Origin of the sequence: Bradyrhizobium sp. McL0616, assembly GCF_049993385.1 — a bacterium.
In the GTDB taxonomy this organism is placed as follows: Bacteria; Pseudomonadota; Alphaproteobacteria; order Rhizobiales; family Xanthobacteraceae; genus Bradyrhizobium.
The window spans coordinates 5,966,729-5,981,764 of sequence record NZ_CP188255.1; the positions used below are offsets into that span (position 1 = coordinate 5,966,729).

16 protein-coding genes are annotated in these 15,036 nt (G+C 64.5%); 1 reads left to right on the plus strand and 15 read right to left on the minus strand.

Annotated features, from left to right (window positions below):
- Position 1: 1 nt before the first annotated feature.
- From ACPPVR_RS28900 to ACPPVR_RS28935, 8 genes are all read right to left on the minus strand, one after another.
- Positions 2-928, minus strand: coding sequence for a Gfo/Idh/MocA family protein (locus ACPPVR_RS28900; RefSeq protein WP_426609959.1), 927 nt, complete (start codon positions 926-928; stop codon positions 2-4).
- A gap of 2 nt (positions 929-930) precedes the next feature.
- Complete coding sequence (locus tag ACPPVR_RS28905; protein ID WP_426609960.1) at positions 931-1,701, minus strand: FadR/GntR family transcriptional regulator; 771 nt, start codon at positions 1,699-1,701, stop codon at positions 931-933.
- Entirely contained in the window at positions 1,698-2,678 is a 981-nt protein-coding gene (gene yjfF, locus ACPPVR_RS28910) for a galactofuranose ABC transporter, permease protein YjfF (protein WP_426609961.1), read from the minus strand. The genes ACPPVR_RS28905 and yjfF overlap by 4 nt, the downstream gene beginning before the upstream one ends.
- Positions 2,675-3,667, minus strand: coding sequence for an ABC transporter permease (locus ACPPVR_RS28915; protein WP_426609962.1), 993 nt, complete (start codon positions 3,665-3,667; stop codon positions 2,675-2,677). Before ACPPVR_RS28915 ends, yjfF begins: the two co-directional genes overlap by 4 nt.
- Positions 3,664-5,208: a sugar ABC transporter ATP-binding protein gene (locus ACPPVR_RS28920; protein ID WP_426609963.1), complete on the minus strand. Its 1,545-nt coding sequence runs from the start codon at positions 5,206-5,208 to the stop codon at positions 3,664-3,666. The genes ACPPVR_RS28915 and ACPPVR_RS28920 overlap by 4 nt, the downstream gene beginning before the upstream one ends.
- Positions 5,209-5,330: 122 nt before the next feature.
- Positions 5,331-6,296, minus strand: coding sequence for a galactofuranose ABC transporter, galactofuranose-binding protein YtfQ (gene ytfQ / locus ACPPVR_RS28925; RefSeq protein ID WP_426609964.1), 966 nt, complete (start codon positions 6,294-6,296; stop codon positions 5,331-5,333).
- A gap of 412 nt (positions 6,297-6,708) precedes the next feature.
- A complete protein-coding gene (locus ACPPVR_RS28930; protein ID WP_426609965.1) occupies positions 6,709-7,881 on the minus strand; it encodes a fumarylacetoacetate hydrolase family protein in 1,173 nt (390 codons plus the stop codon).
- Positions 7,882-7,994: 113 nt separating this feature from the next.
- Positions 7,995-8,207: a hypothetical protein gene (locus ACPPVR_RS28935; RefSeq protein ID WP_426616338.1), complete on the minus strand. Its 213-nt coding sequence runs from the start codon at positions 8,205-8,207 to the stop codon at positions 7,995-7,997.
- A gap of 190 nt (positions 8,208-8,397) precedes the next feature.
- Here ACPPVR_RS28935 and ACPPVR_RS28940 point away from each other — a divergent pair, with 190 nt between their 5' ends.
- On the plus strand, positions 8,398-8,685 hold the full coding sequence (locus tag ACPPVR_RS28940) for a gamma-butyrobetaine hydroxylase-like domain-containing protein (protein WP_426609966.1): 288 nt from the start codon (positions 8,398-8,400) through the stop codon (positions 8,683-8,685).
- A 28-nt stretch (positions 8,686-8,713) separates the two neighbouring features.
- Here ACPPVR_RS28940 and ACPPVR_RS28945 read toward each other — a convergent pair whose 3' ends face one another.
- From ACPPVR_RS28945 to ACPPVR_RS28975, 7 genes are all read right to left on the minus strand, one after another.
- On the minus strand, positions 8,714-9,772 hold the full coding sequence (locus tag ACPPVR_RS28945; RefSeq protein WP_426609967.1) for a YeiH family protein: 1,059 nt from the start codon (positions 9,770-9,772) through the stop codon (positions 8,714-8,716).
- Between the two features lie 112 nt (positions 9,773-9,884).
- Positions 9,885-10,103, minus strand: coding sequence for a hypothetical protein (locus ACPPVR_RS28950; RefSeq protein WP_426609968.1), 219 nt, complete (start codon positions 10,101-10,103; stop codon positions 9,885-9,887).
- Between the two features lie 164 nt (positions 10,104-10,267).
- On the minus strand, positions 10,268-10,981 hold the full coding sequence (locus tag ACPPVR_RS28955; RefSeq protein ID WP_426609969.1) for an ABC transporter ATP-binding protein: 714 nt from the start codon (positions 10,979-10,981) through the stop codon (positions 10,268-10,270).
- Complete coding sequence (locus ACPPVR_RS28960) at positions 10,978-11,733, minus strand: ABC transporter ATP-binding protein (protein WP_426609970.1); 756 nt, start codon at positions 11,731-11,733, stop codon at positions 10,978-10,980. Before ACPPVR_RS28960 ends, ACPPVR_RS28955 begins: the two co-directional genes overlap by 4 nt.
- Before the next feature lie 2 nt (positions 11,734-11,735).
- Positions 11,736-12,755 carry a branched-chain amino acid ABC transporter permease gene (locus tag ACPPVR_RS28965; RefSeq protein ID WP_426609971.1) on the minus strand — a complete coding sequence of 340 codons (1,020 nt, stop codon included), beginning with the start codon at positions 12,753-12,755 and terminating at the stop codon, positions 11,736-11,738.
- On the minus strand, positions 12,752-13,654 hold the full coding sequence (locus ACPPVR_RS28970) for a branched-chain amino acid ABC transporter permease (protein ID WP_426609972.1): 903 nt from the start codon (positions 13,652-13,654) through the stop codon (positions 12,752-12,754). Before ACPPVR_RS28970 ends, ACPPVR_RS28965 begins: the two co-directional genes overlap by 4 nt.
- 85 nt (positions 13,655-13,739) lie before the next feature.
- Complete coding sequence (locus ACPPVR_RS28975) at positions 13,740-14,999, minus strand: ABC transporter substrate-binding protein (RefSeq protein ID WP_426609973.1); 1,260 nt, start codon at positions 14,997-14,999, stop codon at positions 13,740-13,742.
- Positions 15,000-15,036: the final 37 nt, after the last annotated feature.

Here is a 15,036-nt window from a genome sequence, read left to right on the forward strand (position 1 = left end):
TTCAGTCCACAAATGGTTCGACGAGAGTGCGTTTGCCGAGCAGGAAGGCGTCGGCGACGAGACGAAGCGGCGCCAGGTCGACGTCGCTCGCTCCGGTGGCGGAGAGTGCGACAAAGCGCCGATACAGCTCGCGGTATTCCTGATCAGGCGCGTCGGCAACAACATTGCCGTCGACCGCCATGACCCTGCCACCGCGGGACAACGTCATCCGGCCCTCATCGGTTTCCACGACGATATCCCAGCTCTGCGGCCCGGTCTGGCGGAAATCGAACTCGGCGGAGATCGGCAGGCCGTCGATGTCGGCCAGCGTCAGATTCGCGGCAATCGGCGCCTGGCGATTGGCGGGAAAGGCGAGTTCGGCCGCCGTGACGAACACCGGCTTCGGCAGGATCCGGGTCAGGATCGAGAGCGCATTGATGCCGGGATCGAACACCCCGAGACCGCCCGGCTCCCAGATCCAGGCCTGGCCGGGATGCCAGACGCGGACGTCTTCCTTCCAGCTGATGTGCACCGATTTGATCCGCCGCGAGGCGAGCCATTCGCGCACCGGCTCGACCGCCGGTGCGTAGCGCGAATGCCAGGTCGCAAACAGCGTGCGTTTTGCATCACGCGCCATCGCAATCAGCGGATCGAGCTCGGCAACGCCGGTGCCGGGCGGCTTCTCGAGCATCACGTGCTTGCCGGCAGCAAGTGCGACCGCGGCCTGGGCGCGCCGCACCTGCGGCGGCGTGCAGAGCGAGACCGCGTCGATCGGCGGACCTTCTTCCAGCAATTCCTCGATTGTGGCAAAATGCGGCAGCCCAGGCAGCGAGGCGTTGCGGCTTGCGACAGCCGCGAGCGTCGCGCCCGGTGCCGCGGCGATTGCGCCGACATGCTGGTCGCGCGCAATCTTGCCGAAGCCGACGATGGCGATGCGAAGGTCAGACACGCTTATTCTCCAGTATCGGCGGATGGCAGCGCCTCGGCCGGGGCGGTCTCGATCACCGTACCCTCGTGGCGGCGCATGCCATTGTGAATGACATAGACCATTGCCTCCGACGCGGTCTCGGCATCGCCGGCCGCGATCGCATCGACGATCTTCTGGTGCCAGAGCAGCACCGTGTCGCGGTCCTCCGGCTCGACCGGGGCGCTAAGCAGAAACGAGGCGCGCAAGGCGGCCTCGATCACGTGCCCGATCGAGCGCATGAACAGATTGCCCGAGGCTCGCGCGACAGCGACATGAAGCGCGAGGTCGGCGTCGGCAAAGCCGACGGAGTCGGAGGCCTCACCGCGCATGCGCTCCATGCTGCGACGAATCTCGGCAAGGTCCGCCTCCGAGCGCCGCGCGGCCGCAAGCACGGCCGCTCGCGGCTCGACCGCAAGGCGTATCTCGGCAAGGTCGTTGAGAAAGCGCTTGTCGATGCCGGCGTCGAGGTGCCAGGCCAGCACGTCGGCATCGAACATGTTCCATGCCGTGCGTTCGCGCACGACTGTGCCGACCCGCGCCTTGGTGGTGAGCAGGCCCTTGGCGACGAGCGTCTTCACGCTCTCCCGCAGCACCGGTCGCGACACGCCAAACATCGCGATCAGCTCGGCATCGCCCGGCAGTCGCGTTTCCTCCGCATAACGTCCGGCAATGATGTCGATGCCGATCGAGCGCGCCACTTCCGCATGATTGGAATGGGCCCGCCGCGTTGGGATGACGACAATGCGCGAGGTCATGAGACTGCTCCCGCACGCTTCGCCACCGGCCGGCGCGCGAGCGCGACCAGCGCCTGCTGCAAGGCGATGAACGCGAATAGCAGCACGCCGGTCGCGATCTTGGTCCACCAGCTCGACAGCGTCCCGTCGAAATTGATGTAGGTCTGGATCATGCCCTGGATCAGCACGCCAAGGAACGTGCCGATCACCGAGCCCTGCCCGCCCGTCAGCAGCGTACCGCCGATCACGACCGCCGCGATGCTATCGAGCTCGACACCGACGGCGGAGAGCGAGTAGCCGGCGCTGGTGTAGAAGGAGAAGACGATGCCGGCGATACCTGCAAGCAGGCTCGACAACATGTAGATTTTGACCGTCATCTTGCCAACCGCGACACCCATCAGGCTCGCTGTCGCCCGGCCCCCGCCCAGCGCATAGACATTGGCACCGAACCGGGTGAGACGCAGCAGCAGAACGCCGCCGATCACGATCACGAGCATGATGATCGCAACCGCCGTCAGCCGCCCGCCGCCGGGCATACGCAACGCGAAGTCGGATACGGTCGAATAGACCGGCGCGGTGATCGGTACCGACTCCGTCGAGAGCAGGAAGCTCGCACCCCGCGCGAGAAACATCCCGGCCAGCGTCACGATGAAGGGCGGCAGGTCGAAGACATGGATGACGGCGCCCATCGCAGCGCCGAAAGCAGCCGAGAGCGCGAGGATAGCGACGAAGGCGACCAGCGGCGGCACGCCCCAGCGTTCGATCGCGAGCGCGACGAACACAGTGGTGAAGCCGATCACCGAACCGACCGAGAGATCAATGCCGCCGGAGATAATGACAAAGGTCATGCCGGTCGCGACGATGCCGAGAAAGGCGTTGTCGGTGAGGAGATTGCCGACCACGCGGGTCGAGGCGATGTTGGGAAACTGCACGGCGCAGAGCGCAAATCCCAAGACGAGCACGATGGCCGTGATGAGGACGGGCGGCAAGCCTTTCATGCTTTGGCCCTCCACAGCCGCGCCAAAATGCCGGAGAAGCTCGACAGCTTCGGCGATTGCAGCAGCAGCACTGCGAGCACCACGACCGCCTTGACCAACAGATTGAACTCCGGCGGATAACCCGACAGTAGGATGCCGGTGTTCATGGTCTGGATGATCAGCGCGCCGAGCACCGCCAGAACGAGACTGAAGCGGCCGCCGAACAGCGAGGTGCCGCCAATCACCACGGCGAGGATGGCGTCGAGCTCGAGCCAGAGGCCGGCATTGTTGGCATCCGCGCCCATGATGTCGGCCGCGGCGATCACGCCGGCAAGCGCGGCGCAGACGCCGCACCAGACATAGACCGCCAGGATCATCGCGCGCGTACCGACGCCGGCGAGCTCGCTCGCCCGCGCGTTGCCACCGGTCGCCTCGATCAGAAGTCCGAGCGCCGAGCCGCGCACCACCGCGCCGGTGAGGATGAGCATGCCGAGCGCAATCGCGACCGGCACCGGCAGGCCAAGGATGGAGCCATTGCCGAGCCAGACCAGATCGGGCGAAGAGAAGGTCACGATGCGCCCTTCGGTGATGAGCTGGGCGATGCCGCGCCCCGCCACCATCAGGATCAGCGTCGCTACGATCGGCTGCATGCCGAGCACGGCGACGAGAAAACCGTTCCAGAGCCCGCAGACAAGGCCGGCACCGAGCGCCGCAGCCAGCACCACCGGCAGGCCATGACTGTCGGCGAGGCTCGCCGCGATCGCACCGGAGATCGCCATCACGGCACCGACCGAGAGATCGATGCCGCGCGTCGCGATCACCAGCACCATCCCGAGCGAGAGCAGCGCCACCGGCGTGCCGCGGTTGAGCACGTCGATCAGGCTGCCGAACAGACGGCCATCCTGGAGGCGCAGGTCGAAGAATTGCGGCGACACCACGCGGTCGACCGCGAGAATGACGATCAGCGCCAGGATCTGGGCGAGGCCGCGGCGCGGCAACAGCGCGGTCATGCCCGGCCCTCATGCGCCGCGATGGCGCCGTCCGCGGCGATGGCTGCGAGAATGTTGGTGACGTCGATCGTCTCGCCCGTGAGCTCCTCGACATGGGCGCGATCGCGCAGCACCACGACGCGATCCGAATAAGTCACGATTTCGTCGAGCTCGGAGGAGATCACAAGCAGCGCCAGTCCGTCGTCGCAGAGCTCGCGGATCAGGCGGATGATTTCGGCATGCGCGCCGACGTCGATGCCGCGGGTCGGCTCGTCCAGCACCAGAAGCCGCGGCGAGGTCGCGAGCCAGCGCGCCAAGAGCACCTTCTGCTGATTGCCGCCGGACAACAGGCCCACGGGGCGCTCCGGATCGGGCGGACGGATATCGAGCATCTTGACATAACGGCTCGCGATCTCGTCCTGCTCGCGCCGGGACAACGGGCGGTGCAACCCGCGCTTGGCTTGAAGCGCGAGTACAATGTTCTCGCGCGCGGTGAGCTCGGCGACAATGCCGTCGGTCTTGCGTTCCTCCGGGCAATAGCCAAAGCCATGACGCACGCCGTCGCGTGGCGACTGGAGGCGCACGGGCGCGCCCTCCACTTTCGCCTGCCCGCGGTCGGCACGCTCGGCGCCGAACACCAGTCGCGCCGTCTCGGTCCGGCCCGAGCCGAGCAGGCCGGCAAGCGCGACGACCTCGCCATGGCGCAGTTCGAGATTGAACGGTGCGACATAGCCGGCCTTGCCGTAGCTCTCAAAACTCGCGCAGACCTCCCGTGCCTGATGCTCGCGCGTCGCCGCCCGTCTGCTGGTGGTCTCGGCAAGCTCGCGTCCGAGCATCATCCGGATGAGCTCGATCCGCGGCAGCGAGGCGGTCTCGCGCTCGCCGACCAGGCGGCCGTTGCGCAGCACCGTGATGCGGTCGGAGATCTCGTAGACCTGGTCGAGGAAATGGCTGACGAAGACGATGCCGATGCCGCGCGCCGCAAGCTGGCGCATGATGCCAAAGAGAATCTCGACCTCGTGACGGTCGAGGCTCGCGGTCGGCTCGTCGAGGATCAGCACGCGCGCCGAGAGATCGACGGCGCGCGCAATCGCGGTGACATGCTGTATGGCCACCGAATAGTTGCCAAGCGGCGCGGCGACGTCGATGTCGAGGCCGAATTCGGCGAGCAGCGTTTTTGCACGGCGGCGCATCTCGCCGTCGCGCACGATGCCAAAACGCATCGGCTGGCGGTCGAGGAACAGGTTCTGCGCCACCGACAGGTTCGGCAGCAGATTGACTTCCTGGTAGACGGTGGCGATGCCGGCCTGAAGCGCGGCCTTGGCCGAACGCGGCGCGACTTCTTCGCCGCCGAGTCGGATGATGCCGGCATCGCGCGGGAATACGCCGGTGACGACCTTGATCAGCGTGGATTTTCCGGCGCCGTTCTCGCCGAGCAGCGCATGGATCTCGCCGGCGCGAAGCGTGAAGTCGACCTCCTGCAACGCGCGTACCGCACCAAAACTCTTGCTGATCCCACGCACCTCCAGCAGGGAAGCAGCAGGATCAAGGCTGTTCTCCATAGTGACGTCACTCCCACCGGCGCCCGCCTGTTATGCGGACACCCAGCCTATGCGTTCGCGCAGCGGTTTCGAAGCGGGTGCGCCGCCGGACCACGAGAAACGGTCTGGCGGCGCATCCTGCCTCAGTAACCGAGGCCCTTCTTGCTGTCGTAGATCTTCTGCGGATCGTCGGCAGCAGTATAGAGCTTGGAGTCCGTCTGGATCCATTTCGGCGGAACAGTGCCCTTGTCCTTGAAGGCCGCGATGGCGTCGAGCGCGGGGCCCGCCATGTTCGGCGTCAGCTCGACCGTGGCATTGGCTTCGCCAGCGACCATCGCCTTGAAGATATCGGGCACCGCATCGATCGAGACGGTGAGGATGTCCTTGCCCGGCTTGAGGCCGGCTTCCTTCATCGCCTGGATCGCGCCGACCATCATGTCGTCGTTGTGCGCATAAACCGCGCAGATCGTCTTGCCGCCGCCCTCGGCCTTGATGAAGCTTTCCATCACTTCCTTGCCCTTGGCGCGGGTGAAGTCGCCGGTCTGGCTGCGCACCACTTTTAGGTTCGGATGCTTGGCAACAGCGGTGTCAAAGCCCTTCTTGCGGTTGGCGGCGACGCTGGCGCCGACCGTGCCCTGCAATTCGACGACGTTGCAGGCCTTCTCGCCGACGGTCTTCGCCAGCCAGTCGCCGGCGACCTCGCCTTCATGCACGCTGTCGGAGGTGACGGCGGTGAGATAGAGCTCCTTGCCGGAGGGGTCGATGTCGCGGTCGAGCAGCACGACCGGGATCTTGGCTTCCTTGGCTTCCTTCAGAACCGAATCCCAGCCCGTCGAGACGACCGGCGCAAGGAAGATCGCATCGACGTTCTGCGCGATGAAGGAGCGGATCGCCTTGATCTGGTTTTCCTGCTTCTGCTGCGCGTCGGCGATCTTGAGATTGACCTTTCGCTTGGTGGCTTCCTGCTTGGATACGGACGTCTCGGCCGCGCGCCAGCCGGATTCCGATCCGATCTGCGAGAAGCCGATGGTGAGCTCGGCGGCATTCGCCGGCAGCGCGAGCAGCAACGCGGCAGTGGCGCTGGCCGCAAAGAGGGCTTTGAGGGTCATCAGGCGTGTCTCCCAAAAGACGTGTCTTGTGTTTTCTCAGATGCCCGTTGGTAGCATGGCACCTGAAGACGCCCTTTTCGGGCGGCGGGAGGCACTAAATCACGGAAGATGTGTTCCGACTAGTCATATTATCTGACTATTCGGAAGGATTGTGCGGTTACGGGGGTTGAGCAGGCTTACGACACGCCCAGCGTGATTTTGTTCCGCGGATGCAACGGGGAGATGAAGGAAAAATACTTGCGGCAGCAACGGTGAGCGCCCTCACCCCGTCCTTACGGGGAGAGGGTTGGGGTGAGGGGCTCTATCCAAGATCACGGTGAGAGACTCGCGGAAAGTCCCCCTCACCCGAAATGACGCTTCGCGCAAATTCGACCTCTCCCCGCAAGCGGGGCGCGGTGAAAGAAAGCCGGAACTAGATCAGCTTCCGCTGCGCCAAATTCTTCATCAGCGCGCCGATGCCGAAGGTCCACGGCTCGCACTCGTCGCTGGTACGCATGCGGTTGACGAGCTTGCCGAGTTGAGGCGCAGCGATCGTGACGATGTCGTCGCGCTTGTGGGTGAAGCCCTGCCCCGGCGCATCGCGATCCTTGACCGGTGCGAACATCGTGCCGAGGAACAGCACGAATCCATCAGGGTATTGATGCACCTTGCCGATGGTTTGCTCGACCAGGTCGGTCGGATCGCGGCTGATCATGCTGATGGAGGAATGGCCGTCGAGGACGAAACCATCCTGGCCCTTCACGTTCAGGCTGATGTCGAGCTTGCGCGCATCATCGAGTGTGAAAGTGTCGTCGAACAGGCGCAACAGCGGCCCGATCGAGCACGAGGCGTTGTTGTCCTTCGCCTTCGACAGCAGCAGCGCCGAGCGGCCCTCGAAGTCGCGCAAGTTCACGTCATTGCCGAGCGCACCGCCGACGATCTTGCCGCCGCTCGAGACGAACAGCACCAGCTCCGGCTCCGGGTTGTTCCAGGTCGATTTCGGATGCAGCCCGGCATCCATGCCGGTGCCGACCGACGACAAGGTCGGCGCCTTGGTGAAAACCTCGGCATCGGGACCGATGCCGACTTCGAGATACTGGCTCCAGGCGTTCTGATCGATCAGCACCTGCTTTAGCCGCATCGCCTGGTCCGAGCCCGGCTTGAGTTTTGACAAATCGCCGCCGATCAGCCGCGTCACCTCTTTGCGGATGGCTTCGGCCGAGGCCGGATTGCCCTTGGCGCGCTCCTCGATCACGCGCTCCAGCATCGAGATGGCGAAGGTGACGCCGGCGGCCTTCAGCGTCTGGAGATCGACCGGTGCGAGCAGCCATGGCTTCTGGGGATCGCGCTTATCGGGGCCCGTATTGGCCACGATCGCGTCGAGGTCGCCGATGCGCTCGCCCTTGGTCGCGGCAAGCGCCTTGGCCGGATTGTCTTCCTCGCAGAGCGCGCTGACGGTCTGAAATTTGGCGGTGACGTCGAACACGCCGTCGCCGCGCACGGCAACCACGGCCGGGCCGCTCGCCTGCGGCAGCCAGACGCGGCCGACCAGCGTCCCCTTCGTTCCATCCTCGGGGAGAAGGTCTTTAACGGACAGTGTCGTCATGGCCGGCGTCCTCGCTGTTTTTCGGATCGGCCGCGTTCAAACGGCGGCCGATCACGTTGGCGAAGACAAATAAACGTCTGGCGGGGGAAGTCCAGAGCAGGCCTGGACTGCGGCTAGGCGCCTGCCCGCGCCTTGCGGGCAGTGATGTGATGCACCTTCTTGACGGCGTAGTCGCCGTTCTCGTTCTTCAGGAAGCGGATGCCGAAGCTGTCGAGCTCTTCGATAATCTTGTAGCAGTTCTGGGCGTATCTATGGACCGCCTTCTGGTCGACGATGCCGTCGTTGGCGACCTCCGAAAGTCCGTCGACGATCTGATCTAGTGCCATCACTTGCTCCTGGTCCGCCGGCAAGTCCGGCGCCTTTGCATCAAATTTGTTCAGGAGCCGGCGATAGCAATTAGTTGTCGCGGGAGGCGGATTTACGAATCCGGCCTCACCGCTCTATGTCGCCAGAGCCTGGCAATTAGTTGCTATTCGCGAAGGCGGCCGCGACGTAGAGAGCAGTCGGAGGTTCGTCATGACCACGACCGCACTGGCTGCACCGACGGTGACTGACTTTGAGACGAGCGCAGATCTCGCCACGCTCCTCGTCCGCCCGACAGAGGACGACGAACTGCGCCTGCCCGCCGAGCAGCTCCGGCTCTCCTGCAAATGCGCTCACTGCAGCCGCGCCCGCTTCGACGGCCGTTTTCCCGAAGGCTTCCCGGGCATCACCGGGATCGGCGATCTCGGCTATGGGCTGAACATCTCATTCTCGGATGGGCACAACCGGCGGCCGTATCTGCTGAGCTTGGCCAGGCGCTAGGGGCTGCGCACCTCGACCTGAAGCTGCGCTACTTGAACCAATGCACCAGCGCGATGCTGATCCCGAGCAACAGCATCAGCGACAGCGTCACCGCGGCCGTCACCCTGCCCCCGACATTGGCAAGCACGCGCACGTCGACACCCAGGCCCAACGCAGCCATCGACACCACGGTGAGGAAGCTCGTGATCTTCGTCACCGGGCCCACCACCGTACCCGGCACGATCTCCAGCGAGCGCAAGGTCGCGAGCATGAGGAAGCCAAGGATGAACCATGGGACCAGACGGAAGAAGCCGACATTGGTCTTCTTGACGCCGGTCTGCCAGCGCGAGGCGGTCAGCGAGAGGCCGACAACCACGGGACCGAGCATCAACACGCGCATCAGCTTCACCAGCGTGCCGATCTGCGTGGAGACGAGCCCGGCCGGCACCGTCGCGGCCAACACCTGTGGCACGGCATAAACGGTCAAACCTGCGAGGATGCCATATTGCGTGGCCGTCAACTGCAACAACGGGATCAGCAGCGGCAGGCCCAGCACCATCATCACGCCGAGGATCGCGGTGAATGAGATCGAGGATGCGATCTCGTCGCTGTTGGCGCCGATGATCGGCGCCACGGCTGCGATCGCCGAGTTGCCGCAGATCGAATTGCCGCAGGCGATCAGGATCGACAGCCGCGTCGACAGGCCAAGCAAACGGCTGAGGCCGAAGGAGACGGAGAGCGCGATCACGACGACGGCTGCGATCGACGCCAAAAGCGCAATGCCCGAGGCGGCGATCGCGGCAAAGCTGATCGAGGCGCCGAGCAGCATCACCGCGACTTCAAGGAGCTGCTTGGCGCTGAAGGCGATGCCGGCCTGCCAGCGGGGCGCGGGCTTCCAGAAGCTGCGGAGCGCCATGCCGAGCAGGATCGCCATCACCAGCGCTTCGACATAGGGGTGCTCGAAGACGCCCAGTTCGGCCCGCTCGAGAGATGCCGAGACACCGGCGACGGCGATGCAGAGGATGATGCCGGGAATCAGCGCGAGGATGCGGCTAGCGGCGGTGGCTGGCTTGGCCTCGGTCGGGCTGGATGCTTGATTCTGCGACACAAATCTCTCCCTAGGGAGAAGGATTTATACGCAGGCTCACTCAGTTGGGGAATAAGTTTTCGACATATCAGGGTCGAGGGAAGTTCTATCCTGAGCCCGGAACAGTCGGGCCTTAGAAGAACATGTTTTTGGCCAGCGAGGCGACGTGGCTGAAGCCATCATAGACGCCGGGCTCGAAGAAGGCCGCACGCGCCAGCACGATGGCGGCGACCAGCGACCAGAACAGGCCGGTGCCAGCCCGCAGCAAGAGCTTTGAGGCGCGCGACTTCGGCTGGGTGTCCGTCGTGGACACCAGCTGCTCGCCGAAGGGCTCGAATCCAGTGCGTTCCATAGCTTGCGCCGATCCATCAAATTCTGGGTAGAATGTCGTTGTTTCGGCCTAAAACGGCAATGGAAGCGATTGGCGTTTTTGCCGCCCCCAAGGGAAACTCCTTCTTTCGGGTGGACCAAGGGCAATAGTTTTCTTCTTTTGGCCGGTTTGGGCCGAGCGCCCGGCTAGAGCGCCAGATAGCGGCGGCGGATGGCGTCGTTGGCCTTGAGCTCGTCGATCCCGGCGGCATAGACGATCTGGCCCTTGTCGATCACTGTGGCGTGGCTCGCCAGCCCCAGGCAGAAATGCATGTTCTGCTCGGCGATCAGCACGGTCGATCCGAGCTGACGAAGCTGCCGCAGCAGCTCGCCGATCCGCTGCACGATGATCGGCGCGAGCCCCTCGCTGGGCTCGTCGAGCAGAAGCAGCGCCGGATTGCCCATCAGCGTGCGCGCGATCGCAAGCATCTGCTGCTCGCCGCCAGACAGCCTGCCGGCGATGCGATGGCGCAGCGGCTCCAGCAGCGGGAAGACATCGTAGATGCGCTTGATCGGCCATTCGTCCTGGCCGTCCGGCCCCTTTTTGCGACCGATGACGAGATTGTCCTCGACGGTATGCTCTGGAAAGATCTGGCGATCCTCCGGCACGAAGCCGAGGCCGGCACGCGCGATATGATGCGGCCTGCGGCCGGAGATCACCGCACCGCGCAGGCTGATCCTGCCCCGCCGCGGCGGCGCCAGTCCCATGATCGCCTTCATGGTCGTGGACTTGCCGGCGCCGTTGCGCCCGAGCAACGCCATGGTCTCGCCCTGGCGCACGGAGAGGGCGACGCCGAACAGTATCTGGCTGGTGCCGTAATAGACGTCGAGATCGGCGACGTCGATGATGGCTGCAGTCACGCGGCGGCTCCCGCATGTTCGGTGCCGAGATAGGCGTCGATCACCGCGGTGTCGTTGCGAATCTCGTCAGGCGTCCCGGTCGCGAGGATGCGGCCGTAGCAGAGCACGACGATCTTTGGTGCGATCTTGAACACGATGTCCATGTCGTGCTCGATGAAGACGACGGTGATCTTTTGGGTGTCCCAGAGCTCGCGCACCTTGTCGATCATACGCCAGCGCTCTTCCGGGCCCATGCCGGCGGTCGGCTCGTCCAGCAGCAAAACCTTAGGTTCGAGCACCAGCGCGAGCGCAATGTCGAGCAGCTTCTGATCGCCATGCGAAAGTGTTGCGGCCGTGCGATGGCGTTTGCCGGCGAGGCCCAGCAGCTCCATCACATGCTCGGCGCGGTCGCGCGTCTGGGGCAACGGAAAGCGCTTGTGCAGCACCGCGGAGGTGCGCTGGTCGGCGCTGACGGCGGCGAGCATGGTCTCCTGCACCGTCAGCGATTTGAAGATGCTGGCAACCTGGAAGGCGCGGCCGATGCCATGACGCACGATCTCCGGCGGCGAGCGGCCGGCGAGATCGACACCGTCGAGCAGCACCTGGCCGGAATCCGGCTTCAGCGCGCCGGTGATCAGGTTGAAGAAGGTGCTCTTGCCCGCCCCGTTCGGGCCGATCACGGCGGTGAGCGAGCCGTCGGGAAAATCAAGTGTGACGTCGTTGGTCGCCTTCACGCCGCCAAAGGACTTTGCGAGGTTGCGGATTGCGAGCATGGCTAGCGCCCCTCGCCCGTATCGCGCCGGTGCGCGAACCATTCGGCGACGAAATCGAGCAGGCCTTTGCGCAGACCCAGCGCAAAGAACAGGATGACCACGCCGAGGACGATGCCGTGATATTCGGTGAACCGTGTGACGGTGTCGTTGAGCAGCAGCAGCAGCACGGTGCCGACCATCGGCCCCAAGAAGGTCGAGACGCCGCCGAGCATATTGATGAAGATGCCCTCGCCCGAGATGGTCCAATAGGCGAATTCCGGATAGGCGCCGGAGACGAACAGCGCCATCACCATACCGCCCATTGAGGCGAACAAGGCCGCCAGCACGAAGACGGTGAGCTTTGCGCGCCAGACATCGATGCCAAGGAAGCTCGCGCGTGCGGCGTTGTCACGGATCATGCGCAGCGTGTAGCCGAACGGCGATTGCGCAATCTGGCGCATGGCGAGCAGGCCGAGAATGAGCAGCGCGCAGCACGTGACATAGAGATGGACGTGGTTGGAAAGGTCGATCCCGAAAAAGACGGGCCGCGGAATGCCGCCACGCAGGCCCTGGTCGCCGCCAGTGAAGGAGGCCCATGACAAAATGGTCGAGTGGATCAGCATCTGGAAGGCGAGTGTGACGAAGGCAAAATAGATATCCTTCAGCCGCACGCAGATCGCGCCGATGATCGCGGCGATCACCGCCGTGATCGCGAGCGTCGCGACGAAGGCTACCGGGATCGGCACGCCGAGCTTCTGCATGATCAGGCCAAAACTGTAGGCGCCCAGGCCGAAGAACATGCCATGGCCAAACGAGGTCAGGCCGGTGTAGCCGACCAGCAGGTTGAGCGAGGTCGCAAACAGGCCATAGGCCGAGCAGCGGATGACGAAGTCGAGCAGCGCCTTGCTGCCGGTGAACAGCGGCAGGCTCGCGAGCACGGCGAAGGCGAGCAGCGCGACCAGGAAGTCGCGGTAACGGTGAAGCACCGCATCGCTGCGCACCTGCACCAGCCTCTCAGCGCGTCCGGCCTCGAGCTCGGTCATGCCGCCTCCCTGCCGAACAGGCCGGTGGGTTTTGAGACCAGCACGATCACCATAAACAAATACATCAGGCCTTCCGTGAACAGGGGAAAGCCGAGCGAGCCGAAGGAGCGGATCAGGCCGAGCAGCAGCGCGCCGATCAGCGCGCCCAAAATAGAACCCATGCCACCGATCACGGTGACGATGAAGGATTCGATCAGCACCGAAAATCCCATGCCGGGCGTCAATGAGCGCACCGGCGCCGCAAGCGCGCCGGCGAGGCCCGCAAGCCCGCCACCGAGTGCGAACACGCCGCCATAGATCAGGCCGGTGTTGATGCCGAGCGCCGAGACCATGCCGGGATTATGCGCGGCGGCGCGGATCACCTTGCCGATGCGGCTGCGCGACAATCCGATGCCGAGCACGATGGCCGCGACAAGCGCCACGCCGATCAGCAGCAGGTAGTAAGGCGGCACCACCCCGCCGGCGATGAACAACGGCATCACCTGGAACGCCGCCGGCATGCCCATCGACTTGAATTCCGGCCCCCAGATCAAACGCACGACGTCGTCGAAGATCAGCACGAAGGCGTAGCAAACCAGCAGCTGCATCAGCACGTCGGCGCCATAGACGCGGCTCATGAAGACACGCTCGAAGATCAATCCGAGAAGTGCGGTGCCCGCTGCGCCCGCCAGCATCGCCAGCGCAAAGCTGTCGGTGAGATGATAGGCCGTCATCGCGAAATACGCGCCGAACATATAGAAGGCGCCGTGACTGAAATTGACGATCTTGAGCACGCCGAAGATCAGCGTCAGCCCGACCGCGACAAGAAACAGCAGCATGCCGATGATGAGACCGCTGGTGGTTTGCGTCACCAGACAGGCGGAACTGGAGAGGCAGCCGGCAAGCGCGTCGAGATCCACGGGAGCACTTTCATTGTCGTGCGCCTGACGCGGCGCGGAAAACGAAACCGGCGGAGACGATCGATCGTCTCCGCCGCGCATCAGATCAGGTGTAGCCCTTGCTCTTCTTCCACTCGGCCTCTAGCTCGAAGATGGTCTTCCAGTCGCCGGCCTTGACCTCCGGGACATAGGGCTCCTGCGGGATCGTGGTGCCCCAGCCGATGGCGTAGCCGACCAGCGTGTGGTCGTCGCCGCGCATGGTCACGGTGCCGTCGGCGCCGAACGGGCACTTGATGGTGAGGCCGGCCAGCACCTCCGCGATCTTCTTGCCGTCGGTGGAGTTCGCCTTCTTGGCGGCTTCGGCGAGGAACATCACCGCGGTGGCGTTCTGCCACGACCAGTTGGTCGGATACTCGTTGTACTTCGCCTTGTAGGCGTCACCCCAGGCAGCATTTTCCGGCGTGGTCGGGAACGTCTTGATGTAGCGATTGCCGGAGTGGATGCCCTTCGGCAGGTTCTTCACCACGGTGAGCGCAGTGTAATCGGCCATGTTGACCGCGAACACCTCCATCTGGCCGAACATCGCGTAGATGTTGGCCTGGTCGATATAGGAGGTGAGATCGCCGCCCCACAGGCACGAGTACAGCGCCTGCGGCTTCGCCTGCAAAATCTTGGTCACCACCTCGGTGTAGTCGGGCTGGAACAGCTTTGGCCAGGACTCGCTGATGATCTCGACGTCGGGCGCAAAGCGCTTCAGATACAGCGTGAACTCGCCGGTGGTGTCGCGGCCATAGGCGTAGTCGGGCGAGCAGGTCGCCCATTTCTTCAAACCCTTGGCCTTGGAGATCGCGGCAGCATAACTGCCGCCGACGATGGAATCGTGGATGCCCTGGCGCACGCAGCGGAACGCGTTCGGGATGTGCTGCTTGGGATCGGCGGTGAGCGAGGACGCTTCCGAGCAGGTGTGAACGCAGAGCACACCGAGATCGCGCGCCACTTCGTGCACGGCGAACGATCCGGACGACGCTTCGCCGTCGATCAGCCATTCGCAGCCGTCGGTGTTGACGAGCTCGCGCGCGACGCGGGCGGCCTCCTGCGGCTGGCCCTTGGAGTCGCGGATCACCATCTCGATCTGTCGGCCCGCCAGGCCGCCTGCGGCGTTGACCTTGTCGACCTCGAGCATCACCGCATTGCGTGACGACGTGCCTAGCTGCGCGACGCGGCCCGACAGAATCGTCGGCATGCCGATCTTGATGGTCTTGGCTTGCGCGCGCGCCACCCATGGGGTGGCAACACTCATCGCGCCGGCGCCCATCAGCGCCAGCGTTGAACGGCGGCTGATGCCCGGCGTGCGGGGTCTCGTCATGTTTTCCCTCCCTCTGTCGGGTCGGCGTTCCCTGATC

Coding starts and splice junctions, on each gene's coding strand:
- ACPPVR_RS28905 (WP_426609960.1), bottom strand. CDS start 1,701: ATGACCTCGCGCATTGTCGTCATCCCAACGCGGCGGGCCCATTCCAAT.
- yjfF (WP_426609961.1), bottom strand. CDS start 2,678: ATGAAAGGCTTGCCGCCCGTCCTCATCACGGCCATCGTGCTCGTCTTG.
- ACPPVR_RS28915 (WP_426609962.1), bottom strand. CDS start 3,667: ATGACCGCGCTGTTGCCGCGCCGCGGCCTCGCCCAGATCCTGGCGCTG.
- ACPPVR_RS28920 (WP_426609963.1), bottom strand. CDS start 5,208: ATGGAGAACAGCCTTGATCCTGCTGCTTCCCTGCTGGAGGTGCGTGGG.
- ytfQ (WP_426609964.1), bottom strand. CDS start 6,296: ATGACCCTCAAAGCCCTCTTTGCGGCCAGCGCCACTGCCGCGTTGCTG.
- ACPPVR_RS28930 (WP_426609965.1), bottom strand. CDS start 7,881: ATGACGACACTGTCCGTTAAAGACCTTCTCCCCGAGGATGGAACGAAG.
- ACPPVR_RS28935 (WP_426616338.1), bottom strand. CDS start 8,207: ATGGCACTAGATCAGATCGTCGACGGACTTTCGGAGGTCGCCAACGAC.
- ACPPVR_RS28940 (WP_426609966.1), top strand. CDS start 8,398: ATGACCACGACCGCACTGGCTGCACCGACGGTGACTGACTTTGAGACG.
- ACPPVR_RS28950 (WP_426609968.1), bottom strand. CDS start 10,103: ATGGAACGCACTGGATTCGAGCCCTTCGGCGAGCAGCTGGTGTCCACG.
- ACPPVR_RS28960 (WP_426609970.1), bottom strand. CDS start 11,733: ATGCTCGCAATCCGCAACCTCGCAAAGTCCTTTGGCGGCGTGAAGGCG.
- ACPPVR_RS28965 (WP_426609971.1), bottom strand. CDS start 12,755: ATGACCGAGCTCGAGGCCGGACGCGCTGAGAGGCTGGTGCAGGTGCGC.
- ACPPVR_RS28975 (WP_426609973.1), bottom strand. CDS start 14,999: ATGACGAGACCCCGCACGCCGGGCATCAGCCGCCGTTCAACGCTGGCG.